The sequence below is a fragment of the Lactobacillus sp. M44 genome, assembly GCF_058130005.1.
Map to the genome: position 1 here is coordinate 492,445 of NZ_CM176707.1, position 24,610 is coordinate 517,054.

Here is a 24,610-nt window from a genome sequence, read left to right on the forward strand (position 1 = left end):
ATTAAGTCAAGCTATTAAAAAATAACTTGATTTTTTTATACAATTAACTTAAATGTGTGCAAAACTAGGTATAATTAGGTATTGTTAAGTAAAAGTATTTATAAATGATGGGATGAAATATGAAAGATAATTCTAAAAAAATAATTTTTTTGGTTAGACTGGCAGGTTGGCTATGTTTATTGCCAGCTGCAGCATCACTGATAATTTATAGATATAGTGGTCAAAATCGATTCTTATTTGAATTAGTTACTTCAATATTATTTGGAGTATTTACATTAACTACTGCAAATTCAAAAAAGTGGCAGAATCCTAGTTATGTAATGACTTGGGCATGTGTTAGTACTGTAGTAGTCGCATTATTGCCCGCAATTCCTTTGTTTGTTGCTTTTAGGAAAGCTTCAAAAATTAATAAAAAGTAAAATCCTGCGATAATATTGCGAGGATTTGTAACATTGTTGTAATATAAAGAAAGCAGACTTGAGGTGACAGCATGGAAAAAACAAAGAAAATTGAAACACATTCAAGAGCCAAATCGATAGGTTTATTTGTGTTAAAAACTTTATTTTATTTCGTAATTTTGATGGCTCTAGTATATTTATATGAATATAGTGGCATTGGTTCAGTTCACTTTATTTATAATGAATTTTAATCGTGTAGGTAGTGTATAATGATTGAAAATATAATTAAAAAAATTGACCAAATAGCGCAAGAAGATCCGAATTTATTGGCATATGATTATTTAGGTACTACTAATACATATGGTGATTTGAAAAAGCGCTCTGATGCATGGGCAAATGCAATTATGCAAATGAATTTGCCACAAGGCGCTCCAATTATGATCTGGGGTGGGCAGACTTTTGAAATGGTTGCTAGTTTTTTGGGGGCAGTTAAGACAGGACATGCTTATATTCCAATAGCTAGTTATTCTAATATTGAACGTTTAACAATGATTCAAGAAGTATCCGAATCACCTATGGTAATTGCAATTGACAAGTTGCCAGAAGTTGAATTGGCTAATACCAAAGTATTAACTCCTGATCAAGTTAAAGATGAGAGTGTTCCAATTGATGAAAGTAATTTTGTTAAAGGTGATGAAAATTACTATATTATCTTTACTTCAGGAACTACTGGTAAGCCAAAGGGTGTGCAAATTTCTCATGATAATTTATTGAGTTTTGTAAATTGGGAATTAGCTGATTTTAATTTACCAAAACATCCTAGCTTTTTAGCACAAGCTCCATATTCATTTGACTTGTCAGTTATGAGTTTATATCCTGCATTAACTACAGGTGGAAAGCTAGTTGTATTACCACATGATACTGCGGAAAACATTGGACAATTATTTACTGTATTGCCTAAATTAAACTTCAATGTTTGGGTATCAACGCCATCATTTGTGCAAATGTGTTTTTTGGATCCAACTTTTGATGCAACACATCATGATCAACTAACCCACTTTTTATTCTGTGGCGAAGAATTGACACATGGTGCAGCTCAAATGCTTAAAAAGAAGTTTCCGAATAGTCACATTTTCAACACGTACGGCCCTACGGAAACTACTGTTGCTGTAACTCAAGTAGAAATTACTGATGAAGTATTAGCAAAATATGACCGTTTACCAATTGGTCGTGTCAAAGCTGATACTAGAATTACAATTGACACTACAAAAGGTGATAAGCCAGGACAAGGTGAAATTGTCATTGAAGGGCCAAGTGTATCAAAAGGATATATGAATAATCCTGAAAAAACTGAAAAAGCCTTCTTTAAAAAAGATGGCGATCAATATTTAAGTTATAGATCAGGTGATGCAGGATTTTTTGATGGCGATATGCTGTTTTACCGTGGTCGAATTGATTTTCAGATTAAGTTTAATGGTTATCGAATCGAGCTTGAAGAAATTAACTTTTATTTAAGTAAAAACTCCTTAGTTCGCTATGGTGTGGCTGCTCCAAAGTATGGTAAAGATCATAAAGTAAAGCAAATTGTTGCAGAAATTGAATTAAATGAAGGCGTTAAGGATAAATATGAAGCTAATGAATTAACTAAGATTATTCGCCAAGACTTAGCTGAAAATATTATGCCTTATATGATTCCACAGAGATTTATATACCGCGATGACATGCCAATTTCTCAAAATGGTAAGGTTGATATTAAAGCGGTTATTAAGGAGGTTAACGCGTGATTAACTTACAACCATATAGTAATCCGCATTACTTCATTATCTTATTGATACCATTAATTCCTTTAATTATTGGTTTATATTATGGACATCGGTTTAAGTGGTATGAAGCTATTTATTCTGTCTTTTTCTTAGTATTAACTTTTGGTGGAGGGTTATGGCAAGAAGGAGTGCAGTTAATTGGCTATATTATTTACCAATTCATTGTAACTTTTGCTTATCAGCAATACCGTCAAAAAACTAAAAAAGATAATAAGACTTGGGTATTTTGTTTATTCGTAATTTTGGCAATTATACCTTTAACGATGGTGAAATTAGCACCAGTATTGCCTTCAAATGAACGAATAACTATTGGATTTTTAGGTATTTCATATCTTACTTTTAAGACTGTTCAAGTTATTATGGAATTGCGTGATGGAACTATTAAAAAAGTTGATCCAATCATGTATGCAAGATTCTTATTATTCTTCCCAGTAATTTCATCTGGTCCTATTGATAGATATAGAAGATTTGCAAAAGACTATAATACAGCTCCTGATCGCGAGCAATACATAACTAATTTACAATATGCGGTTCGCTATTTATTCCAAGGATTTTTGTATAAGTTTATTTTAGGATGGTACTTTGGGACTTATTTATTGCCACAAATTTCACGTGCAGCAATTTTGAGCAGCAAAATAACTGGTTCACCAATTTCATGGCCTTTGATTGGATACATGTATTGTTACAGCATGTATTTGTTCTTTGACTTTGCAGGATACTCGTTATTTGCGGTATCAACATCATATTTCATGGGAATTCGTACCCCAATGAACTTTAATATGCCATTTATTTCTCACAACATAAAAGATTTCTGGAATCGCTGGCATATGACTTTATCATTCTGGTTCCGTGATTTTATCTTTATGCGATTTACATTTTTTGCAATGAAGCATAAATTATTTAAAAATAGAATCAGATTATCACAAGCTGCCTATTTGCTTAATTTCCTAATCATGGGATTTTGGCATGGGGTTACGTGGTATTATATTGTATATGGCTTGTTCCATGCAGCTGCTATAATTATTAATGATTACTGGTTGCGGTTTAAGCGTAAGCATAAGGATAAAATACCACATAATAAATTTACTGAAGCATTTGCGATATTCTTAACATTTAATGTGGTTTGTTTCAGTTTCTTGATTTTCTCAGGATTTTTGAATACATTATGGTTTAAATAAAAGAATAATATGAGAGGTTTTAATTATGGATACAAAGCAAGATGTAGTAGATATTATTGAAGATTTAACTGGTGAAGACTTAAGCAACAATATGGATGAAAACTTATTTGATTCTGGTTTATTAGATTCACTTGCAACAGTTCAAATGCTTTTAAACTTGCAAGAAAAATTTGGAATTCAAGTACCTGTTTCTGAATTTAATCGTGATGAATGGAATACCCCAAATAAAATTGTTGAAAAGGTAGAAAGTCTCGAAAATGAGTAATAAACGCCGATTATGGCAAATCTTTGGTCCTGCTATATGTGCAGCCATTTTATTAGTTGGAGTATTTTTAATCCCATGGGATCGCACATATAATAAGACCAAAGTTTTTGAAGCAGCCACTTCACAAACAAATAATATATTTAAAGGGCAGGAGATGAAGCAGGTAGCTTTGAGTCAAGATTATGTTCCTTTCTTTGGCTCAAGTGAATTGTCAAGATTAGATCCACTTCATCCAACTGTATTAGCTTATAAATATAATAGAGCATATAGACCATTTTTATTGGGCGGACCTGGTAGTCAATCACTAGCTCATTTTTATGGAATGCAGGGGATAAAACCACAATTAGCTAATAAAAAGGCTGTTGTTATAGTATCTCCTCAATGGTTTACAAAAAAAGGTCAAAATCCTGATGCTTTTAGTTTATATTATTCGCCTTTGCAAGCAATTAATTTTATATTAGATGCTCACAATTCAGTAGCTACAAGATATGCCGCAAATAGACTGTTAGATATGCCTTCTGGAAAATCTAATCAAATTATAAAGTCGGCTCTAATCACTGTAGCTGCTGGCCGAACATTATCTAGTGATCAATTGAATTTATTAAAAATCGAACGAAGAATACTAGTAAATCAAGATATATTCTTTAGTACTTTCCAAGTTAATAACAGATTATCTTTGATTAATATGCAAGCTAAAAAACTCCCTAGTGACTATAGTGTTAATGGTTTGACACAAGTTGCAAATAAAGAAGGGCAAAAAAATACAAATAGTAATCAATTTAGAATTAATAATAGATTTTTCAAAAAAGAGTTAGGTAAAAAAGAATTAACCAAATTGAAGGGTAGTCAAGTTAACTTTGATTACACAAAATCAATTGAATATTCTGATTTTGAATTAATGCTTGACCAATTTGCTAGAACACATACTAATGTATTATTTGTAATTTCACCAATTAATGGTAGATGGGCTAAATATACAGGCCTATCTAATTCTATGTATCAAGAATCTGTATCAAAGATCAAATATCAATTAATAAAACAGGGCTTTTATAATATTGCTGATTTATCAAAAGATGGTAATAAAAAGTTCTTTATGGAAGATACGATTCACTTAGGTTGGAACGGATGGATTGCAGTTGATAAATATGTCAAACCATTCATGGCTAAGCCAAACATTCCAATGAATTATAATATTGATGATTATTTCTTTACTAATACTTGGGACAATAGAACGGGTGTCAAAAATATTAGTATACCAACTGTTAAAAGCGTAAAGAGTTTAAAAGGAAAGTAGTGCGCCAGTCGATTGCCACTTTAGGATTAAAGGGATCCGTTTTAGTGGTTAAAAATAATAAAGTCGCAATGAGTTATGCAACAGTAAATAAGCCTGACACTAGTTATCTGATAAACTCAGTTCAAAAGTTTATGACTGCAACAATGCTGATGAGAGCAGTTGAAAATGGAAAATTGAAGCTTAGTGATAAGCTAGCAAAATTTTATCCTGAAGTTCCAGGTGGTAAGCAAGTCTCAATCAATGATTTATTGCAAATGCAATCAGGTCTTGATTTAAAAAGAGGTGTTCAATTAGGACAGAAACCTTTTGTTAGCGATCATAAGAATATGATATATGCTGCCAAAAACACAGTTTTTAATCCCAAGCTACTGCATAAGAGGTATTATTCATCTTTGAATTATGTTTATTTAAGTGGAATTGTTAGTTTGGTATATCATAAATCTTATGAACAAGTAGTAAGAGATACTTATATAAAGCCTTTGCACTTAAAAGACACTGCTTTTGTCTGGAATTCACCCGCGACATTGAAAAAAATAGGTTTTGTATCAGGCAATTATTATGATCCTAAAAATGGACATGTATCACCTGTAAAATTAGATCTACCTGAAATTCATGGAGAATTAGGTGCTGGGTCATTAGTGATGTCAAACAGAGATTTATATAAGGCTTTGCAAGCTACTTTAGATGGCACACTATTAACTTTAAATAGTCGCAAGATATTATTTACAGGGCAAGCTCCTGTTTATTATAATGGTGGCTTATATAATAATCCTGGATTTAAATTAGCTAATGGCGCAGGAAATGGATATTATAATTTTGTAAGGGTTACCCCTGATGGCAAGAATGCTTTGATCATTCAGACCAATATGGCCGGTGGTAATTTTATGAATATTAGAAGTAAAATTAGCCAAATATTTACGCAAATAATTGGTTAAATAATTAGAATTTAATCTTTCTAATTTATTGTTAATAGGTTAGATATATGCTATTATTTGTTATGGTATCGCTATTAGTAGTTGTCATTTTCTCCGGTAGCGAAAATGTAATCTTCTATATGTGGTCAAAATAGCGGTACAACACTGTGTGAGTCTAGTTCCTATTTCGGTGGAATTAGGCTTTTTTTATGCAAAAAAATGAAATATTAGGTACGCAAAAAGCCCAAGTTTTGTTGTGCGAAACTTGGGCTTTTTAGAATAGATCAGAGTGAGAGCCTGTATTAGTTAACCTTTTTACTAACTGAGTTAACTAACAAAAATCCTAGCTCTGACATCAAAATAATCACAATACAGAAAACAAATAATACAAAATATGATGCATGATCAATGATTAACGCTCCAGTTAACGGACCTAGCGCGCGTCCCGCAGAAGTTACTGATTGCACAATTCCTTGGAATCTTCCTTTTAAAACTTCTGGAGCACGATCATTCACAAAAGTTGATACTGCAGGTAGTGACAAGATTTCACCAATAGTTAAAGTTGCCATAGATGCTGCAAATGTGAACCAATTTTTGGCCGCTAATAATAATGTAAATGATATCGCAAATAAAATAAAACCAATATATAAGCGTCCATGTAAATGTTTAGTCAAAAAGTTATCAAAAAATGTTAACAAAGGCTGGAATAATACAATAATAATCGCATTTAGTGTCCATAAAATACTATATGATTGAATACTAAGATGCATACTTAACATGTATGTGGAAATATTTGATGCCCATTGTTGATACCCAATCCATACAGCAAACACACAAATCAAAATACTAATAATTTGTTTTAGGTTGCTTGTAGGAATTTTCATTTTGGCAATAGCTTTTTGAGTATGACGATTTTCATGTGCTGCGTTTAAGCCTTTGAAAGTAGCTATTATCAGTAATTCAAATATGATAAACATGATAAAAGCGAGAGCAAACAAAAATGCAATTCCTAGTGGTAGTACAAATCCAACAATTAATGAACCGAAAACTAGTCCTAGATTCTGCATAAAATATAAAACATTGAACACATATGAAGGATTTTTGGATTTCATTAGAGTAGCTGTTGAGTTAAGACTGGTAACTATAATCCCATCACCAAATCCTAATGCCATTAACAAAATTGCATATGCTGGCCAACCATGCCAAACAATTAATAATCCCGTGGCTATAGTCGCAATTGTAACTCCAACTATTATTGTTTGATAGGGATGCCATCTATCAAATAACCACCCGCCAATACTATTTCCTAATAAAGAAAAAGTTAAGTTAAAAAATAATACTAGGCCAGCTACTGTTAAACTCTCATGTAAATATTTTGTGACATAGATAGTTGTTAGTGGCCAAATAAAACTAATCCCAGTATTAATAATTAAACTTCCTAATAATAAACAAATTAATTTGACAGGGTCTTTTCTTACAGGTAAAGACATACATTCCTCCATTTCAAATAAAAAGTTGCTAGAAAACTCTAGCAACTTTTTTTATTCATCCATCCAATTTCCAAAACTGCCTTTGAAAATATCTTTAATATCATGGTCATCGACTTTTTTTCGCTGCAAAATATCATGAATTTGTTTAGAGCTAAATTTATTTACTAAATAATCTCGTAATGCTTTATTACTCAATTCATCAAAGGTTTCATCAGAAATTTCTAAATATCGATCGACTAACCGTTGAACATCATCTGTTAGCTGTATTTTTCTAGACATAGTTTTGCTCCTCTTTGAATCTGTTAAATCTATTATAACAAATGGATATTGGATTTAAACGTCTTTTAATCAACTGATTTCAGTGCATCTAACATATTGATTTTTTTGATCTTGTGATGAATGACAAATGCCATCATTAATGTCACAAAAAGTGGAATTAATGCAGACATGATGAAGTTGTTAAGAGTCATTGTCGGATCAAACATTGCGTCATTTGGTGCTAAGTTAGTAATAATGAAGTGATGCAATTGCCACCCTAAAAAGCCACCTAGTATGATACCTAATATAGACAAAATTATCGTTTCACGATAAATATACAGAGTTACTTCATTATCATAAAATCCTAGTACTTTAATTGTAGAAAGCTCTCTAACTCTTTCTGCAACATTTATATTAGTTAAATTGTAGATAACAACAATTGCCAAAATTGAAGCTATTAAAATTAAAATTGCGATGACTTCAGTTAAACTGCTAGTTAAATTGTTTAATACATCTTTGTTTGCCTGGTTTGAAATAATGGTTTGTATGCCAGGTTTTTTTAGTAATGAAGCAGCACTAGAATTGAAGTTATTATTTTTAATTTTTAATAGATGAGCATTAACTTGATAAGGTAGCTTGAATATATGTTGGTAAACATCAGGTGACATAAAAATATAATGTCCTACATACATTTCAGTAATTCCATTAATTTTAAAAGTATAAGCTATATCATTGTCATTCATTAAAGTGATTTTATCACCGATATTTTTATGTAAAAGCGTGGCTAGTTTTTCGCTAATTATGATGCCTGAAGAAGTTAGAGAGATAGATTTTTTTGAAGATCCGTTTTTTAAATTAAAGTAATTTTTGAATTGAATAGTATTTTCAGGCGTAATTGCGATGATATTTTGGGTAGTACCATTTTGATAAATATGTTTATGCAATTGCATGAAGTTGATAGGGGCATTTTTGATATTGAGAGATTTTAATGCAGTCTTTTGTAAATTATCATTTTGACTTGGAGTATTAACTTCAATTGCAGAGAATTTTTGAATATCTTGATATTGTTTATTAGCTAAATTACTCAATGAATCTCTAATCCCAAATCCCATGACTAATAACGCAGTGCATCCTGCAATCCCCAAAATAGTCATCAGCATTCTACCTTTATACCTAAATAAATTACGAGCTGCTACTTTTGAAGTGAAGTTTAACTTATTCCAAATAAATGGAATATATTCTAAAAAAATTCGTGAACCTTTTTTTGGTGGCTTTGGCAATAATAATGCTGCTGGCCTTTCTTTAAAAATACTATGTAAAGTAAGTGTTGCAATTAAAGTTGTCGAAGCTAAAGCAATAATTATTGCGATAAATAATGGTGCCCATGCAAAATGCAGTGGCATATTTTCCATAGTGTTATTGGCAGTGTAAGCTTTAATAATCATATTAGGTAAATAAGTATAACCTAATAAAGCCCCTATAATTATGCCCAACAAAGCTGCAGATGTACTATACAATAAAAACTTGATTGAAATTTCAAAATTGTTGTAACCAATTGCCTTATAAGTTCCTATAACAATTCTTTCTTCATCAACAAATCTTGCCATCGTAGTTAGACTAACTAAAGCAGCTACCGCAAACAAAAATACAGGGAAAATTGCTGCTAACACTTCAACTTTTTCACAATTAGAGCGGAATGCACTATAACCATAGTTTTCTTCTCTAGTTGTGACTACAAGATAGTTATTAGAATTATTATTTAGCTTTTTTTGTAGTTGAGTTTTATCATCATAGACACGATTGCGGTATTTCAAGCTAAATGGGCTCAAATTTTGAGTATTTTTATAAATAATGCGTGCAATCTGATAATTAGGACTAATAAAATTGCTGGGTAAAACTACAGCGTAACCATTTAATTGTCCATTGCCTATATTAGTAGTTCCGTATTGTTTTTTATCAAGAAATTCACTTGATTTTACAAATCCTACAATAGTATAAGTTTTATTTTTTAAGGACTTTGAGTCATTAATACTTATTTTTTGTTTCACGTGGAACTTATTTTGCAATAAATAATTTAGAACAATTTGATTTTGCTTTGTAGGATAGTGTCCAGACATTAATTGATAAGTAGAGATTTTTCGAGGTCTTGAAAAAACACGCAAGTTAAGATTATTTTGCTTTAAATTAACATCTTGGAAATAGCCATATTCAATATTTTTGATTGCATGATCTTGATTTAATAAATTTTGATCATATTTATTTAAGCCAAAATTAGAAAGAATATTGCTGTCAGCTAATTTATGAAACTCAAAAAAGTCGGTTGCACCTTGTCGCATATCAGGTCCAGTCATTTTTAATCCGACATAAGTAAAAGTCCCAAGCATAATTAATAATATAATTGCTAGATATCGACTAAAGGTGTGACTAATAGCTCCAAAGGCATCTTTCCAAAAAACTTTTTTCATAATAGTCACCACCATTTATATCCATTACATCATATTCATTTTTTTTAGTATTATTTCGAACTTTATGTGCCATTTCATTCACGCTCTCAATACATTTAAATATTGTTATAATTGACTTATCTACTTATATTAAACACGATATTTACTTTAATAGGTAAAAAGAGGCGTTGGATAATGATAAATAAATTTACAGATATTTTTTTATGGCTACGTAGTAGATCATTTTTCAGAATTATTGGGCAAACTTTAGTGATGTTAACTCCAGTAGCTATAATTGGTGCTATATTTCAAATGTTTAGTGATTCATTTTTTCAGCCAGATAGCTTATTTTATAATGTATTAAATTTACAAGCATGGCTGCCATCAAAAATATTAACGGCTGCTTCATATACATCTATTGGTTTAACAAAAGTAACATTTGGAGTATTTGGAATTTATTGTGCATATTTTGCAGCAAATTTTACTGCACGAATGTATCATAAAGATGCAAGCATTGCAGGTGTTACAGCAATAATTGTCTTATTGTTTATTAGCTATAGATATAAACCAGGTGAAGGTAATGATTTCAATTTAGCGATGCTTGATTTTAGTGCTACATTATTTTCAATTATTATTGGCTATGTAGTGGGGCAAATTTTTCACTGGTTAGGACCAAGGTATAGATATAAGCGACATGAACATTCACGAGATATTAGGAAGAGAATTTTCAAAGTAGTACTGCCAATCTTTGTTTCAATTACTATTGGAGTGATTATTGGGATTAGTTTTTATTTATTGCGAATTAAATTATCACAATCATCTAGCTGGACTACATTATTAGTTAATACGTTAAATACTAATAATGTAACGGTTTCTATTCCTTTAACAATGTTTTGCATGTTGCTTGCGTGGGGAGGGTTCAGTATACCTTTGAACTCATTGCTTGCAGCAAGTGGTACTGCAAATGGTAGTGTAAATTTAAATTATGCTTTAGAGCACAACTCAAGCTGGAATGTACCTAATAAATATTTAGGGGATGCATTGATTAAGTCATATGGAACTATGGGCAGCTCAGGTTTAGCATTAGCTATTATTTTGATAATATTCATGTACAACCATAATGAAGAAATCGTTACACTGGCTAGATCAACTTTTATACCAGTAATTTTTAATTCTAGCAATGCGTTATTTGTAGGGATTCCAGTATTGTTTAATCCAGTATATTTGATTCCTTGGGTAATAATTCCAGGGATTAATATGTTGTTTGCAGGGGCTGCAATTTTTCTTCATTTAATCCCAGCAAGTGTATATCCTGTCTTATCAGGGACGCCAGGTCCATTAATAGCATTTGTTGCAACAAATGGGGCATATCAAACAGTAATTTTTTCTATTTTTTTAATGATTCTTGATATTGCAATATTTATGCCCTTTATCATTATTCATGAAAAAGTAGAAACTCGTGTACGTCAAAGAGAGATGATTATGGATGAAGTGGCATAAAAATTGGTCATGGATAGTATTTACTGCCGCAATATTGATAATTTTGGCGATCCCAACAGGATTCTGGATGCAAAAAACTAACCGATTAATGGCTCAAAGACGTAAATCTTTAATGTCGCCTGTAATCATGGTGCCAGGATCTAGTGCAACGATAGATAGATTTAATGAATTAGTTGATTTGTTAAATAAGGGTACTCAGAAAAAACATAGTTTACTAAAAGTAAAAGTATCAAATGCAGGAGCTTTATCTTATTCTGGGACAATTAGAAAAGATGATAATGAACCCTTTATTGTTGTAGGATTTGAAAATAATAAAGATGGTTATAACAATATCAAAATCCAAACCAAGTTGTTTAATAAAGCATTTAAGCAAATAGAGCAGCAATATAAATTTAATAATTTCAAAGCTTTTGGTCATTCGAATGGGGGATTAATCTGGACAGATTGGCTGGAAAACTATTATTCAGATTATTCTAGTGAAATAACTATCAGAAAATTAATGACATTAGGTACTCCTTTTAATTTTAATGAAAATAATATTGAACATAAGACACAGATGTTATCTGATTTTATTGCAAATAGAGAAAAAATACCTAAAACTTTAACAGTTATATCTGTTTCTGGTGGTGAAAATTATGAATCTGATGGACGAGTCCCAGAAAACAGTGTGGAAGCGGGAAAATATATTTATCAAGAACAAGTTGCACACTATACCACTATGACAGTTACAGGAAGTAGCGCCCAACATTCATCACTTCCTCAAAATCAACAAGTAGTCGAGATCATAAAACAATATCTGCTAAGCCCTACTAGAAACAATAGAAGAAGAAATAGAATAGGGCGCTAATTTTCATAAAATTTTAGTAGTAAAACCCTTGCACTAAATTTTAGACCTGCTATAATGAGTGTGATTAGAGTCTGGCACTCCGATATAGAGAGTGCTAATTTGATATGGAATAATAAATATTAATTTATTTCACTTTTAAAGGAGTGTTGAAATATGGCTGAATTTGATGATGATTTTGATGACTTATTCAAACAATTAAATAGTTCTTTCTTTAATAATAGAAATAATCTAAATAATGGATCTATTCCTATCCAATTTTCAAGTAGTTCCAATAGACCTCAAATGGGACAAGCAAATAACAATAATGCAGAAACCCAAAAGCCTATTGGGGTTGACTTAGTTGAACAAGCAAAGAAAAATAAATATGACCCAGTTATTGGCCGTGATCAAGAAATTGATACTGTAATTGAAATATTGTCACGTCGTAAGAAAAATAATCCTGTTTTAGTGGGACCTGCTGGTGTTGGTAAAACTTCAATTGTTGAAGGTCTTGCTGAAAGAATCGCTGAAGGCAAAGTTCCAGCTAAGATGAAGGATATGCATATCATTGCAATTAATATTAATGATATGGTTGCTGGATCTAGTTTACGTGGTTCATTTGAAGAAAAATTGAAGGGTGTAATCGATCAAGCTAAGAAGAATCCTAATATTATTTTGTTCATTGACGAATTGCATAACATTGTAGGTGCTGGTAGTACAGATTCTGAAAATAATAATGGGGATGCTGCTAATATTTTGAAACCTGCATTAGCTAGTGGTGAAATCAAGTTGATTGGTGCAACTACTACTAGTGAATACAAGAGAATTGAACATGACCCTGCACTAGAGCGTAGATTCCAACCAGTACAAGTTGAAGAACCTACTGCAGCTGTCGCAATTAAGATTTTGAATGGCTTAAAAGAAAAATATGAAAAATTCCACCATGTAAAATATGATGAAGATGCTATTAAATTAGCTGTTGAATTATCACAAAGATACATTCAAGGTAGATATTTACCAGATAAAGCTATTGACTTAATTGATGAAGCTGGTGCCAAAAAGTCACTAAGTGCTCAACCAAAAGATGAGACTGCTTTGAAAAATAAGATTCATGCTTTGCAAGCTAAAAAAGCCGAAGCTGCAAAAGATGAAGATTATAAACAAGCCGGCGAATACAAAAAGCAAATTGATGCTTTGCAAGCTGATTTAAAGAAAGTTAATAAGACTAATACACCTGTAGTAACTGGCAAGGATATCTATGCTTTAATTGAGCAAAAGACTAAGATTCCAATGAGTGAATTACATGCCGATGAAGCTCAAAAAGACAAGGATCTTGCTAAGAAATTAAAGGAAGTCGTAATTGACCAAGACAATGCAATTGATATTATTACTGATGCAATTGCACGTAAACAAGTCTTTAAAGATTCTGACCGTCCTACTGGATCATTTTTGTTAACTGGTCCTACTGGTGTTGGTAAGACTGAACTTGCAAAACAATTGGCTATTCAATTATTTGGTTCAAAAGATCACTTGATCAGATTAGACATGTCTGAGTATCAAGATGAAATGGCTGTTAATAAATTAATTGGTTCAGCTCCAGGTTATGTAGGTTATGGTGAAGGTGGTCAATTAACTGAAAAAGTTCGCCACGAACCATACAGCTTGATTCTGTTTGATGAAATTGAAAAAGCTAACCCACAAGTCTTTAATGCATTATTGCAAATAATGGATGATGGTAGATTAACTGATGCACAAGGTCGTACAGTATCATTTAAAGATACAATTTTGATTATGACTTCTAATGCAGGATTTTCAGATAACTTGTTGAAGAATGGTAAGTATGATCATGCAGCATTAATTAAAGCATTAGAGCATTACTTCAGACCTGAATTTTTGAACAGATTAGATGCAATTGTTCCATTTAACCCATTAACTCAAGAAGATATGTTGAAGATTATTGATCTTTACTTGAAAAAGATGGAATCATCACTTGCAAAACGTGATATTAAAATGACTGTTGACTTGAAAGCTAAGAAATATTTGGCTAAGAAAGGTTATGACAAAGAATTCGGTGCTCGTCCATTAAGAAGAGTAGTTGAACATGATTTGGAAACTCCAGCAGCTAAATTGATTATGGCTTATCCAAAGACTACAGAAGTCAAATTCACAGCAGATGATAAACATCTATACTTAAATGGTGAAATCATTGCAGATATTGCACCAGAAATCAAATCTGATGAAGATAAAAAAGAAGTTAAAAAGTAAAATTAACTAAATTAAAAGGCGATGCGTAATTTCAAAGCGCATTGCCTTTTTGTTTTGGTTCTATACTTTTTTACATATAACTGCTGCGAGCTTGTTCTAAAATGCTGCAGACATCTTCTGATTCTTGAAGAGCTTGCTTACTAGCTTCTATGTTGTGAGTGTCAACCATATCTTCAAAAGCTAGGAACTCATCAACCATATCGTCATGTTCATTAAAGTTAAAATTTTCTTCATCTTGGCCTTTAACAGCTACTGTAAAGTCAGGAAGTTCATTAATATGACCATTGATATAAATAGAACCATTTTCTCCTTCAATAAAGCTTCTAGCTGGTGCAGAAGAATCTTTTGCTGCAATTAGACTTGCTTGTTTGCTATCATGATAGCTAGCTATTAAAATACCTGATGTATCAATTCTGCGTTGGACATTTGGATAATATTTAACAGCATGGGCTTTACCAAATAATGCAGTTAATAAATGAATGTTGTAAATGCCAATGTCCATCAAAGCTCCACCATCTTTTGTTGGATCAAATGCAGGTGCTATTTTACCGTCTAAAAAAGCATCATAGCGGCTAGAATATTGCGTATAATTTAAGTTGATTATGTGAATTTTGCCTATTCTAGCAAGGTTTTCTTTGATTGCATTGAAGTTTGGTAAATAGATATTTTTAATTGCTTCGACAAAAATCACATCTTGTTTTTCAGCTAATAAACGCAGCTCCTGTAGTTGCGCAAGTTTTGTGACAAATGGTTTTTCACAGATTACATTTTTATTTGCAAGGATAGCTTTTTTTGAGTATTCATAATGTAAAGAATTTGGCACACAAATATAAATGGTGTCGACATCGGAACTATCAAGCATTTCATCATAATTAGTATAAGTTTTGGCAATAGTATATTTTTTAGCTAATTCTTTGCCTACTTGTTCACTATGTTTAGTTGTTGTAATAGCAGCTAGTTGCAATCCTGGAATTTGTTTTGCGATTGGTAAAAACATATGAACAATCATTCCTGAACCTACAATACCTAATTTCATTTAGATTACCTCATTTTTTAAAAATCATATTTTTGATATTACGAATAAAACTGCCCTTAACTTGAAATTCGCTAATTGGCTGCACTACTTCAATACAGCCAATATAGTTAAGATCGTCATATAACGCATAAAAGCTAATATTGATTGGTGTGTCACCTTTTTTAACATTAATGCTTATGTGACTTCTGTCACCACTTTTCATTTGTTTTAAAACGGCTTTAACCTTATCTTGTGAATGTCCTGGATGCACCTCATAAACTGTTTTTCCAATATCTTTTTCAGTTCTGGGAAATAAACGATGCTTGTTCATTGATGACCAAACTACAACATCATTTTCATCTAATACATCAAATTCTTGCGGAATAGTTTCAAAAATTGCATTTAATTGCTTAATTGATAATGCTCCACCAACTAACTTTATTTTTTCCATAATCGCACCTCATAAAAAAGACTGTCATGTATGATTAGTTTAACACATATGACAGCGCTTTTTGTTTTTATTAATTTTTAGGTTGACTAGCCGTTAATTCTTTAATATCTTTGGCATTTTGCAATACATTATTTGGAATAACTAAATTATCTTGAGTGCCAAGTTTAGTAAATGATTGTTGAACAGTCATTTTTTGAGTACCACCAACAGACAAATCAACTGAATAATATAAGCTAGTTAGTTTGTTGTCTTTTTTGTTAATGACAGCTTGAATTTCATAGTCTTTAAATTGACCTTTTGATAATGCATCACTAAAAGTTTTACCCATGGTTTTGTCTTGAGATGAAGTGATGACATTTTCAACAATTTGCTTTCCTAAAGTGCTATCTGATGATTTTATTTTATAGCTAAGAGTATACGAAGTGATATTGTCTTTTACTTTCATCTTGTTAAGTACAGATTTTGGAAAATCAAGTCCAGATTGATTAGCTAATAATTGACTATAATAAGTTTGATAATCAGTACCAAGTAATGGCTTGATAGGAGATTTGTACCAAGATTTTTGGACATTAACAAAAACATTTTGGTTATTAATCCATTCAGATATTTCTTTAGTTTTATTATTTTGACTCATATATGTAGCTACTTGCATTACAGAAGGGTTGCCTCCCCAACTAGCTTGAGTTTTCATAGCAGTAAGATTAGAGCCTTCTTGAATTTTTAAGATTTGTTGCATATTACCACTAGTCAATTCTTGATTTTGCATTTTAGAAATCAAACTACTTGCACTAGGGGTATTTGTATTACTCTGTTTTTTGTTTTTTGAACATGCGGTAAGTGTTAATATCGCACAAATTGCAATTAAAAATAATGTTAATTTACGCTTCATGATTTTACCTCTAAAAATTATATCTATAGGTAATTTTGCAAGACTTAGCTAATTAAAGCAAGGGTAAATTATTTATTTTATATGAAAAAAAGACAGACACCCTAATAAAATAGATATCTGTCTTTTAATAATATTCAGTTTTAACCAATAACTTCAACAGTTGCAGATAAAATACCTGCTGCTGGAACTTGACTATTTGGCATAGCAACGTCTAATTGACGTGGGTTTGATGCAGCAAATGTACCTGTGTCATTAACTACACGAATCCATACAGTACCATCTGGTAAAGTAATCTTTAATTTAGTACCTTTAGGAAATACTGATAAGTTGGCAGCAACACCGCCGTAACCCATATTTGAACCTAAAACTGCTGGATCATAAAAACTTAACTTGAAAGTTCCTTTATTTACACCACTTGGTGCATTATTAGTTGCAGTAGCTGGTGCTTGGCTAACAGCTTGGCTTGCTTGTTGTTTTTGTTCTTGCTGTTTTTGTGCAGCTTCAACTTTAGCTTTTTGTGCAAGTTCAGCTTGTCTTTGAGCCTCTGCTACTTGATCCATTCTTTCTTGTTCAGCTTTAGAGTTTTTGATTAAAACATCCATAGCTTGTTTTTGTTTATTTTCTTGGAATTGTTCGTCCATCAATTTAGGTAGCATTGTGTGTCTAACTAATGATGAAGATACTTTAACTGTATTATCTGTATTATCTGATGCAGCAAATGCTGTATTGAATGATGTCATGTTAACTGCTAATAATAAACCAGCTGCTATGACAGCTGCGATTTTTGCAGCGAATTTCTTAGTTAATAAAATAAGAATCTACTCCTTTTTTCTTCTTTTCTAAGTTGACAAAAGTTATTATAATAGGTAAATATTTCAGATAATTAATAGCAAAGTTACAGTTTATATGCTAACTGTCATTATTATTTCAAATGTGTTACATTTTGAAATGGTTTTGTAACAAAGAGGGGCAAATATGACTAAATTTAAATATTTTCCAGTAATTTATGGCGTAATATCTGCTTTGATTGCATACATTGCAACATTTTTTGTATGCTTTAGAAGTTTTCATTTGAATATGAGCTTAAGTATGGGGATAGCGTCCATTGGAGCAGTTATCTTTTTTGTAATATCTTATTTTAGAGCTCATGCTTCTAGTGAAATCAAAAGAATTACAGCAAAATATCATTTGACTGATTCGGATTTAGCAAAAATTACAGGGATGAAAAAAAGTGATTTTCCAATTTATAATAATCAATTGCAGCTAATCTTGCCTAAGCATTATTGGCCTAAGGTGTTAGATGCATTGCAAAGATATGAAAAAAGTCATGAATAATAGAAAGTTGAGTTTATGAGTTTATTAACAGTTAAAGATTTAAGCCAAAGTTTTATTGATAAAACACTATATGAAAAGGCAAATTTTGTCTTGAATAAAGAAGATCATATGGGAGTTACTGGGCAAAATGGTGTTGGTAAATCAACATTAATTAAAATTTTGACAGGGGAAATTGTTCCAGATGAGGGAATAGTTAAGTGGCAAAATAAAATTAGTGTAGGGTATTTAGATCAATATGCTAAGTTAGCTCCTGGTGTAACCATCAGACAATTTTTGCGAACTGCATTTCAAAATTTATATGATGATGAAGCAAAATTAAATAAACTGTATGAAGAATATGGCGAAACTGGAGAAGATGAATTATTAGAAAAAGCAGGCAAAATTCAAACTCATCTAGAAGAAAATAATTTTTATAATTTGGATACTGATATTGAACAAGTTGCTTCAGGGCTCGGACTAGCAGAATTAGGATATGATCATGATGTAGCTAAGCTATCTGGCGGTCAGCGTTCAAAAATAATTTTGGCAAAATTGTTATTGCAAAAACCAGACGTCTTAGTCTTAGATGAACCGACGAACTATTTAGATGTTAATCATATTGATTGGCTGATTAATTATTTGAATAATTTTGAAGGGGCATATTTAGTTGTTAGTCATGATTATGATTTTTTGGGTAAGATTACTAATGCAATTATTGATATTGATTTTGGAACGATTACACGCTATACAGGAGATTTAAAACATGCCCTGCGCCAAAAGCAGGCAGATCGTGAAACTTATTTAAAAGCCTATGCCAATCAGCAACGCAAAATTGCAAAAACTGAAGCATATATTCGCAAAAATAAAGCTGGCACTCGTGCAAAAAGTGCTAAGTCTCGTGAAAAACAACTTGCTAGAATGGATATCTTAACTCCACCTAAAAATAATTTGCAGGCAAAATTTGAATTTCCTAATGTAGCAACTGCATCTAATTTATTATTACAAACTCAAGATTTAGTTATTGGTTATGATCATGCATTAGTCAAACAAGCATTTAATTTTTCTGTAGGTAATGGAGAAAAAGTCGCAATCACTGGATTTAATGGGATTGGTAAGACAACTTTATTAAAGACTTTGTTAAAACAATTAAAGCCAATTTATGGTAATTTTGAATTATCTGCCACTGCAAAAATTGCTTATTTTAAACAAGACTTAACTTGGCCAAACAATAATATGACTCCTTTGCAATATATGCAGGAAATTTATCCTAAATTAAAACCTAAGCAGTTGCGACAAGCATTAGCTAGACTTGGATTAAATGCTCAATTAGTAATGAGTCCACTAAAAGAATTATCTGGTGGCGAACAAGAAAAAGTGAAATTAGCTAAAATGCAGTTTGAACCAGCAAATTTACTATTTTTAGATGAGCCAACAAATCATTTGGATAACAACACAAAAGATGCATTGCGTAAAGCAATCATGCATTTTCCAGGTGGTGTGATTATAGTAAGTCATGAAAGAGACTTTTTCAGAGGAGATTGGGTTGATAAAACAATCGATATTGAAAAGATGAATAATTAAAGGAAAGAAAAATGGCATATTATACAGATGAATTTTATCAGGAAGTTCAAAAAGTATGTTTAGTTGCAGGTCGTCTGATGATTGAAGGCGGCAGTGAAATGTATCGAGTAGAAGATACAATGAAGCGAATTGCGGTTAATGCAGGATTGCATGATCCAAGAGTTTTTGCGACTCCAACTGGAGTGTTTTTAGCGTTGGATAGTGGACATTTGACCCAAATAACTCAAATTAAAGAGCGCAATATTAACTTAGAATTAGTTGATCGAGTAAATAATTTATCTAGAGAATTTGCAGATAAAAAAACCACTTTGCAACAACTTGAGCGAAAATTAGAACAAGTAGAGCATTATACCCCAACTTTTCCTTTATGGTTGCAAGTTTTAGGAGCAGCAATTTTGAGTGCAACATTAATGGTCTTATTTATGGATAATTATGATTGGATTGATTTTCCAGCTGCAGCTATTGTGGGAGCAGAAGGCTTTTTACTTTATTATTATTTCAAAAAGTTTACTAAGATACGTTTTTTGTCTGAATTATTAGCAGCAATTGGCATGGGGACTTTAACTTATATAATTCATCTAATATTTCCAATAACTAATATCGATAATATCTTAATTGGAGCTTTAATGACTTTAGTGCCTGGCCTAGCATTAACTAATGCATTTAGAGATTTATTTACAGGAGATTTATTATCTGGAATTGCAAGGTGTGTTGAAGCGCTACTTACAGCGTTAGCTTTAGGTGGCGGCGTCGGTATTGTGATTAAATTTTTAGGAGCATAATATGCCTTTTTGGATTGAATTAATTATTAATATTGTTTTTTCATGGCTAGCTTCTGCTGGATTTGCTTTAACAATCAATGTTCCAAGAAGAGCATTGTTTTTGAGTGGAGTTAGTGGAGTAGTTGGTTGGATTGCATATTTTTTAACTTTTAGATTAGGTGTTGGCAGAATGGTATCTAATTTAATTGGAGCTTTTTTAATTGGAATTTTAGGATTATTTTTTGCCAGACTAAAAAAATGTCCCGTTACTGTTTTTAATATTCCAGCGATTGTGCCATTAGTCCCAGGAGTTCCTGCATATCAAGCAGTGCGTGCAATGGCAACAGGCAATAATGGATTAGCAGAAGATTTAATTTTAAGAGTAGGAATAATTACTGTTGCAATTGCTCTAGGATTTTTGTTATCAACATTATTTGTTGAAATTTTTTATAAAATCAGAAAAGTTTACAAAGAAAGATAATGTGATAAACTAAATACTACGAGCCGATGAAACGCGAGATGCGTATTTCAAAGGATGGGACATTTGCTTTTAATAGCAAGCACGGGAAGTGCTGATGTTGAGTGACCTATTGTGAACGTGGAAGCTCACTTTTAATTAAATAAGAGCCCATTGAAGGAGTCGATCTGAATCAGATTGGCTCTTTTTTTGCATAAATGCTTTGAAAAGTTGCCTTTAGGTTGTAAAATGGTTAAGTAAAATATGAATTTCTTAAAGGAGACTATTATTCATGTCAAAATTAGTACTAATTCGTCATGGACAAAGTGAATGGAATTTATCTAACCTATTCACAGGTTGGGTAGATGTTGATTTGTCTGAAAAAGGTGTTGAAGAAGCTAAAGAAGCTGGCCGTCGTATTAAGCGCGCTAACTTGGAATTTGATCAAGCTTATACTTCAGTATTGACTCGTGCAATTAAGACTTTGCACTATGCTTTGGAAGAAAGCGACCAATTATGGATTCCTGAACTTAAATCTTGGAGATTAAATGAACGTCACTATGGCGCATTACAAGGTTTAAACAAAAAAGATACTGCAGAAAAATATGGTGATGAACAAGTTCATATTTGGCGTCGTTCATACGATGTATTACCTCCAGCAATTGAAGATGATTCTGAGTTTAGTCAAGCACATGACCGTCGTTACGCAGATCTAGATCCACATATTATCCCACGTGCAGAAAACTTAAAGGTTACTTTAGATCGTGTAATGCCATTTTGGGAAGATCATATTGCACCTGACTTACTAGAAGGTAAGAATGTTATTGTTGCAGCTCATGGTAACTCATTACGTGCTTTATCTAAATATATTGAACAAATTTCTGATGAAGACATTATGAACTTAGAAATGGTTACTGGTGAACCTGTTGTTTACACATTTGATGACAAGTTGAATGTTGTTGACAAGACTAAGTTACAAAAATAATTTATAAATTAAACAGCCAAGAGGCTGTTTTTTTTATAAAAAATTTGGCATGAATGGATAATATCCCGTAAAATATGAATGTGTGGTAAAACAGAAGTTCACAAAAAAATTCAGCTGAGATGTTGAATCTTTGAAAATGCTTACATATAATATTGATGATGGACTCATTATAAAAAGAATATTTATAAGGATATTAAGAATAGAGAAGTAAGTTAATAAATGAAAAGAGGGATAACAAATGTTAACAATTAAAAATTCACAACTACAAGTTGATGTTGATGAAAATGGAGCGCAATTAACTCATATTATTGACCAAAATGGTAAGTTTGATTACTTATGGAATGGAACCGAATGGAAACGTCATGCACCAATTTTATTTCCAGCGATTGGTCGCTCAAATGAAGATCATTATATTTTAGATGGACGCAAATTTGAAATGCCACAACATGGTTTTGCTCGTGACTATCCTTGGACTGTCGTAGATAAAGGCGATGATCGTGTAACTTTAACTTTAATGGAAAATGAAGAAACAATTCAAAAATTTCCATTTAAGTTCGAATTGAGTGTTTCATATGTGCTGCAAGAGAGTAATTTGTTAGTCAAATTTAGTGTTAAAAATAATTCTTTGAATGAGATGCCTTTTGCATTAGGATTTCATCCAGGATTCAACGTGCCAATTGATGGGGATGAATTGAGTTTTAGTGATTATCAATTAGTTTTTGATCCTAAACAATCAGAATTAAAACAATTTGAAATTAACCCTGTACCATTCAGAGATGGTAAACAAATTCCAGTACAAGGTGCTAAAGATGGAATTTTGCCTTTAAATCATCGCAATTTTGATGATGGTTTAATTATTATTTCAAATCAAGGTATTCGAAGTGTTAAATTAGAAAGTTCAAAGTCAGAACACTCAGTTGATCTTCAATTAGATGATTTTCCATATGTGACTTTATGGACAATGGAAAATACTGATGCTAAATTTTTATGTATTGAGCCGTTTGCAGGATTACCGGATATTAAGTTCGATCATCCAACAGACTGGAAAGAAAAAGAAGCTAACAATCATTTAGCTGCTGGCGATAAAAAAGAGTTCAATGTTGCATTGAAATTTAAATAAAATGAAATAATTTGTTTATTTTGATGAAATAGCTTTATTTGCTTGTAATAAAAGAATTAAGGCTATTTTTTTATGCAAATTTTAGTTAAGTTATTGCAAAAAATGTTTGATAATGTTATATTTTACTTGCGACAAACAAATAATAACAAGCAGATAATGAGGTGAGGAAATGTTAAAAAGAGAGCGATTGCAGAAAATTATGGCAATGGTAGCAGACCAAAGCATTGTTACAGTATCCAATCTAGCAAAAGAAATTGGTGTGTCTGAGATGACAATTCGTCGTGATTTAGACGAATTAGATGCAACAGGAAAATTGATGCGTGTTCATGGTGGAGCTCAAGCAATTTCTCAGCATGAAGCTGCAGAAATGAACTTTCATCAAAAAAGAGAAATTCATATTGTTGAAAAGCAAGAAGTTGCCACATACGCTGCAAGTTTAGTACATGATGGTGAAACAATTTATGTAGGACCAGGTACTACGCTCGAATTTATGGTGGCTAAATTACATAGAGAGAATTTAAGAATAGTAACTAATTCTTTGCCAGTTTTTGATGCAGCAAGAGAAAATCCTCGAAATTATGAATTAATCTTAATTGGTGGCAATTATCGTAGACGCAGTGGCGCATTTATCGGGTCATTAGCTAATTCAATGCTAGAGTCAATGAAATATGATAGAGGGTTTGTTGGTGTCAATGGTATCTCAAATGCAGCGATGATGACTTCCAATATGGAAGAAGGACGAACACAAGGAATTGCTTTAAATCGTTCAATGAAAAAATATGTTGTAGCGGATTTGAATAAGCTGGGACGTAATGATTTTTATGAGTTTTATAACTTGTATGACGTTGATGAATTAATTACTAATCATGATATAGCTTCTGATATGTTGAGTCATTATAGTCAAATAACGAAGATACGTCGCAATAGTTTACGTGAAAGGAAAGAAAAATGAAAGTAGTTATTGGTAGCGATAAAGATGGATTTGGATTAAAAGAAACCATCAAAGAATATTTGTTAAATAATGGTTATGAAGTATTAGATGTAACTGAAGAACCTGCAGCAGACTTTATTGAATCAAGTCTAGCAGTAACCCATGAAGTATTGGAAAATGGAATTAAAAAGGCCATCATGATTGATGAATATGGTGTAGGTAGTGCTATGGCTTCAAATAAAGTTAAGGGCATGGTTACAGCTAATGTTAATGAAGAAAGAACTGCTCATATGACCGCTATGCATAATGGTGCAAAAGCAATTGCATTAGGTAGTGGCATTGTTGGTGAAAAATTAGCACTTTCAATTGTGCAACACTATTTAGATACTGAATATGCTGCAGGACGTCACCAAGTTCGTCTTGATATGTTAGAGAAAATGATTTAAGGAGG

The 24,610-nt window shown here is 31.9% G+C and carries 25 protein-coding genes; 18 read left to right on the forward strand and 7 right to left on the reverse strand.

The features are described 5' to 3' along the window. Nucleotides 1-119: 119 nt before the first annotated feature. The 7 genes from AC38BG_RS02415 to AC38BG_RS02445 all read left to right on the forward strand — a co-directional run bounded on the left by AC38BG_RS02415 (nucleotide 120) and on the right by AC38BG_RS02445 (nucleotide 5,893). Nucleotides 120-419 (forward strand): hypothetical protein, encoded by a 300-nt coding sequence (locus AC38BG_RS02415; RefSeq protein ID WP_489937577.1) that lies wholly within the window; start codon nucleotides 120-122, stop codon nucleotides 417-419. 71 nt (nucleotides 420-490) lie between these two features. Then, entirely contained in the window at nucleotides 491-649 is a 159-nt protein-coding gene (locus AC38BG_RS02420) for a teichoic acid D-Ala incorporation-associated protein DltX (protein WP_489937578.1), read from the forward strand. 18 nt (nucleotides 650-667) lie between these two features. After that, nucleotides 668-2,182 carry a D-alanine--poly(phosphoribitol) ligase subunit DltA gene (dltA, locus tag AC38BG_RS02425; RefSeq protein WP_489937579.1) on the forward strand — a complete coding sequence of 505 codons (1,515 nt, stop codon included), beginning with the start codon at nucleotides 668-670 and terminating at the stop codon, nucleotides 2,180-2,182. Then, nucleotides 2,179-3,399 (forward strand): D-alanyl-lipoteichoic acid biosynthesis protein DltB, encoded by a 1,221-nt coding sequence (gene dltB / locus AC38BG_RS02430; RefSeq protein ID WP_489937580.1) that lies wholly within the window; start codon nucleotides 2,179-2,181, stop codon nucleotides 3,397-3,399. The genes dltA and dltB overlap by 4 nt, the downstream gene beginning before the upstream one ends. 25 nt (nucleotides 3,400-3,424) lie before the next feature. Continuing rightward, a complete protein-coding gene (dltC, locus tag AC38BG_RS02435) occupies nucleotides 3,425-3,664 on the forward strand; it encodes a D-alanine--poly(phosphoribitol) ligase subunit DltC (RefSeq protein ID WP_489937581.1) in 240 nt (79 codons plus the stop codon). Beyond that, the gene (gene dltD / locus AC38BG_RS02440; protein ID WP_489937582.1) at nucleotides 3,657-4,958 is read left to right on the forward strand and encodes a D-alanyl-lipoteichoic acid biosynthesis protein DltD; all 1,302 of its coding nucleotides are present in this window, start codon (nucleotides 3,657-3,659) and stop codon (nucleotides 4,956-4,958) included. Before dltC ends, dltD begins: the two co-directional genes overlap by 8 nt. Continuing rightward, on the forward strand, nucleotides 4,958-5,893 hold the full coding sequence (locus tag AC38BG_RS02445) for a serine hydrolase domain-containing protein (protein ID WP_489937583.1): 936 nt from the start codon (nucleotides 4,958-4,960) through the stop codon (nucleotides 5,891-5,893). The genes dltD and AC38BG_RS02445 overlap by 1 nt, the downstream gene beginning before the upstream one ends. 281 nt (nucleotides 5,894-6,174) lie before the next feature. On the opposite strand, the gene AC38BG_RS02450 is transcribed toward AC38BG_RS02445, so the two are convergent. The 3 genes from AC38BG_RS02450 to AC38BG_RS02460 form a co-directional block, all read right to left on the reverse strand. Beyond that, entirely contained in the window at nucleotides 6,175-7,362 is a 1,188-nt protein-coding gene (locus tag AC38BG_RS02450; RefSeq protein ID WP_489937584.1) for an MDR family MFS transporter, read from the reverse strand. Nucleotides 7,363-7,413: 51 nt separating this feature from the next. Continuing rightward, nucleotides 7,414-7,641 (reverse strand): hypothetical protein, encoded by a 228-nt coding sequence (locus AC38BG_RS02455; RefSeq protein ID WP_489937585.1) that lies wholly within the window; start codon nucleotides 7,639-7,641, stop codon nucleotides 7,414-7,416. Nucleotides 7,642-7,706: 65 nt separating this feature from the next. Next, the gene (locus AC38BG_RS02460; RefSeq protein ID WP_489937586.1) at nucleotides 7,707-10,085 is read right to left on the reverse strand and encodes an ABC transporter permease; all 2,379 of its coding nucleotides are present in this window, start codon (nucleotides 10,083-10,085) and stop codon (nucleotides 7,707-7,709) included. 174 nt (nucleotides 10,086-10,259) lie between these two features. Here AC38BG_RS02460 and AC38BG_RS02465 point away from each other — a divergent pair, with 174 nt between their 5' ends. The 3 genes from AC38BG_RS02465 to AC38BG_RS02475 all read left to right on the forward strand — a co-directional run bounded on the left by AC38BG_RS02465 (nucleotide 10,260) and on the right by AC38BG_RS02475 (nucleotide 14,655). Then, nucleotides 10,260-11,564: a PTS sugar transporter subunit IIC gene (locus tag AC38BG_RS02465; RefSeq protein WP_489937587.1), complete on the forward strand. Its 1,305-nt coding sequence runs from the start codon at nucleotides 10,260-10,262 to the stop codon at nucleotides 11,562-11,564. Beyond that, nucleotides 11,551-12,411: an alpha/beta hydrolase gene (locus AC38BG_RS02470; protein ID WP_489937588.1), complete on the forward strand. Its 861-nt coding sequence runs from the start codon at nucleotides 11,551-11,553 to the stop codon at nucleotides 12,409-12,411. Before AC38BG_RS02465 ends, AC38BG_RS02470 begins: the two co-directional genes overlap by 14 nt. Nucleotides 12,412-12,564: 153 nt before the next feature. After that, on the forward strand, nucleotides 12,565-14,655 hold the full coding sequence (locus tag AC38BG_RS02475) for an ATP-dependent Clp protease ATP-binding subunit (protein ID WP_489937589.1): 2,091 nt from the start codon (nucleotides 12,565-12,567) through the stop codon (nucleotides 14,653-14,655). 70 nt (nucleotides 14,656-14,725) lie between these two features. On the opposite strand, the gene AC38BG_RS02480 is transcribed toward AC38BG_RS02475, so the two are convergent. The 4 genes from AC38BG_RS02480 to AC38BG_RS02495 all read right to left on the reverse strand — a co-directional run bounded on the left by AC38BG_RS02480 (nucleotide 14,726) and on the right by AC38BG_RS02495 (nucleotide 17,750). Then, nucleotides 14,726-15,691, reverse strand: a complete 966-nt coding sequence (locus AC38BG_RS02480; protein ID WP_489937590.1) for a Gfo/Idh/MocA family protein — start codon at nucleotides 15,689-15,691, stop codon at nucleotides 14,726-14,728. A gap of 10 nt (nucleotides 15,692-15,701) precedes the next feature. Next, the gene (locus AC38BG_RS02485; protein WP_489937591.1) at nucleotides 15,702-16,121 is read right to left on the reverse strand and encodes a PAS domain-containing protein; all 420 of its coding nucleotides are present in this window, start codon (nucleotides 16,119-16,121) and stop codon (nucleotides 15,702-15,704) included. Between the two features lie 70 nt (nucleotides 16,122-16,191). Beyond that, complete coding sequence (locus AC38BG_RS02490) at nucleotides 16,192-17,010, reverse strand: hypothetical protein (RefSeq protein ID WP_489937592.1); 819 nt, start codon at nucleotides 17,008-17,010, stop codon at nucleotides 16,192-16,194. A gap of 140 nt (nucleotides 17,011-17,150) precedes the next feature. Continuing rightward, entirely contained in the window at nucleotides 17,151-17,750 is a 600-nt protein-coding gene (locus AC38BG_RS02495; protein WP_489937593.1) for a hydrolase, read from the reverse strand. Nucleotides 17,751-17,985: 235 nt separating this feature from the next. Between AC38BG_RS02495 and AC38BG_RS02500 the strand changes: the two genes are divergently transcribed. The 8 genes from AC38BG_RS02500 to lacA all read left to right on the forward strand — a co-directional run bounded on the left by AC38BG_RS02500 (nucleotide 17,986) and on the right by lacA (nucleotide 24,605). After that, nucleotides 17,986-18,345, forward strand: coding sequence for a hypothetical protein (locus AC38BG_RS02500; protein ID WP_489937594.1), 360 nt, complete (start codon nucleotides 17,986-17,988; stop codon nucleotides 18,343-18,345). Between the two features lie 15 nt (nucleotides 18,346-18,360). Next, entirely contained in the window at nucleotides 18,361-19,905 is a 1,545-nt protein-coding gene (locus tag AC38BG_RS02505) for an ABC-F family ATP-binding cassette domain-containing protein (RefSeq protein WP_489937595.1), read from the forward strand. A gap of 11 nt (nucleotides 19,906-19,916) precedes the next feature. Then, a complete protein-coding gene (locus tag AC38BG_RS02510; protein ID WP_489937596.1) occupies nucleotides 19,917-20,687 on the forward strand; it encodes a threonine/serine exporter family protein in 771 nt (256 codons plus the stop codon). Between the two features lies 1 nt (nucleotide 20,688). After that, on the forward strand, nucleotides 20,689-21,147 hold the full coding sequence (locus AC38BG_RS02515; protein WP_489937597.1) for a threonine/serine exporter family protein: 459 nt from the start codon (nucleotides 20,689-20,691) through the stop codon (nucleotides 21,145-21,147). Between the two features lie 268 nt (nucleotides 21,148-21,415). Then, nucleotides 21,416-22,108 (forward strand): 2,3-diphosphoglycerate-dependent phosphoglycerate mutase, encoded by a 693-nt coding sequence (locus AC38BG_RS02520; protein ID WP_489937598.1) that lies wholly within the window; start codon nucleotides 21,416-21,418, stop codon nucleotides 22,106-22,108. A gap of 238 nt (nucleotides 22,109-22,346) precedes the next feature. Continuing rightward, nucleotides 22,347-23,228 (forward strand): aldose 1-epimerase family protein, encoded by an 882-nt coding sequence (locus AC38BG_RS02525; RefSeq protein WP_489937599.1) that lies wholly within the window; start codon nucleotides 22,347-22,349, stop codon nucleotides 23,226-23,228. Between the two features lie 169 nt (nucleotides 23,229-23,397). After that, nucleotides 23,398-24,180, forward strand: a complete 783-nt coding sequence (locus AC38BG_RS02530; protein ID WP_489937600.1) for a DeoR/GlpR family DNA-binding transcription regulator — start codon at nucleotides 23,398-23,400, stop codon at nucleotides 24,178-24,180. Further along, nucleotides 24,177-24,605 (forward strand): galactose-6-phosphate isomerase subunit LacA, encoded by a 429-nt coding sequence (gene lacA, locus AC38BG_RS02535; protein ID WP_489937601.1) that lies wholly within the window; start codon nucleotides 24,177-24,179, stop codon nucleotides 24,603-24,605. The genes AC38BG_RS02530 and lacA overlap by 4 nt, the downstream gene beginning before the upstream one ends. Nucleotides 24,606-24,610 lie beyond the last annotated feature (5 nt).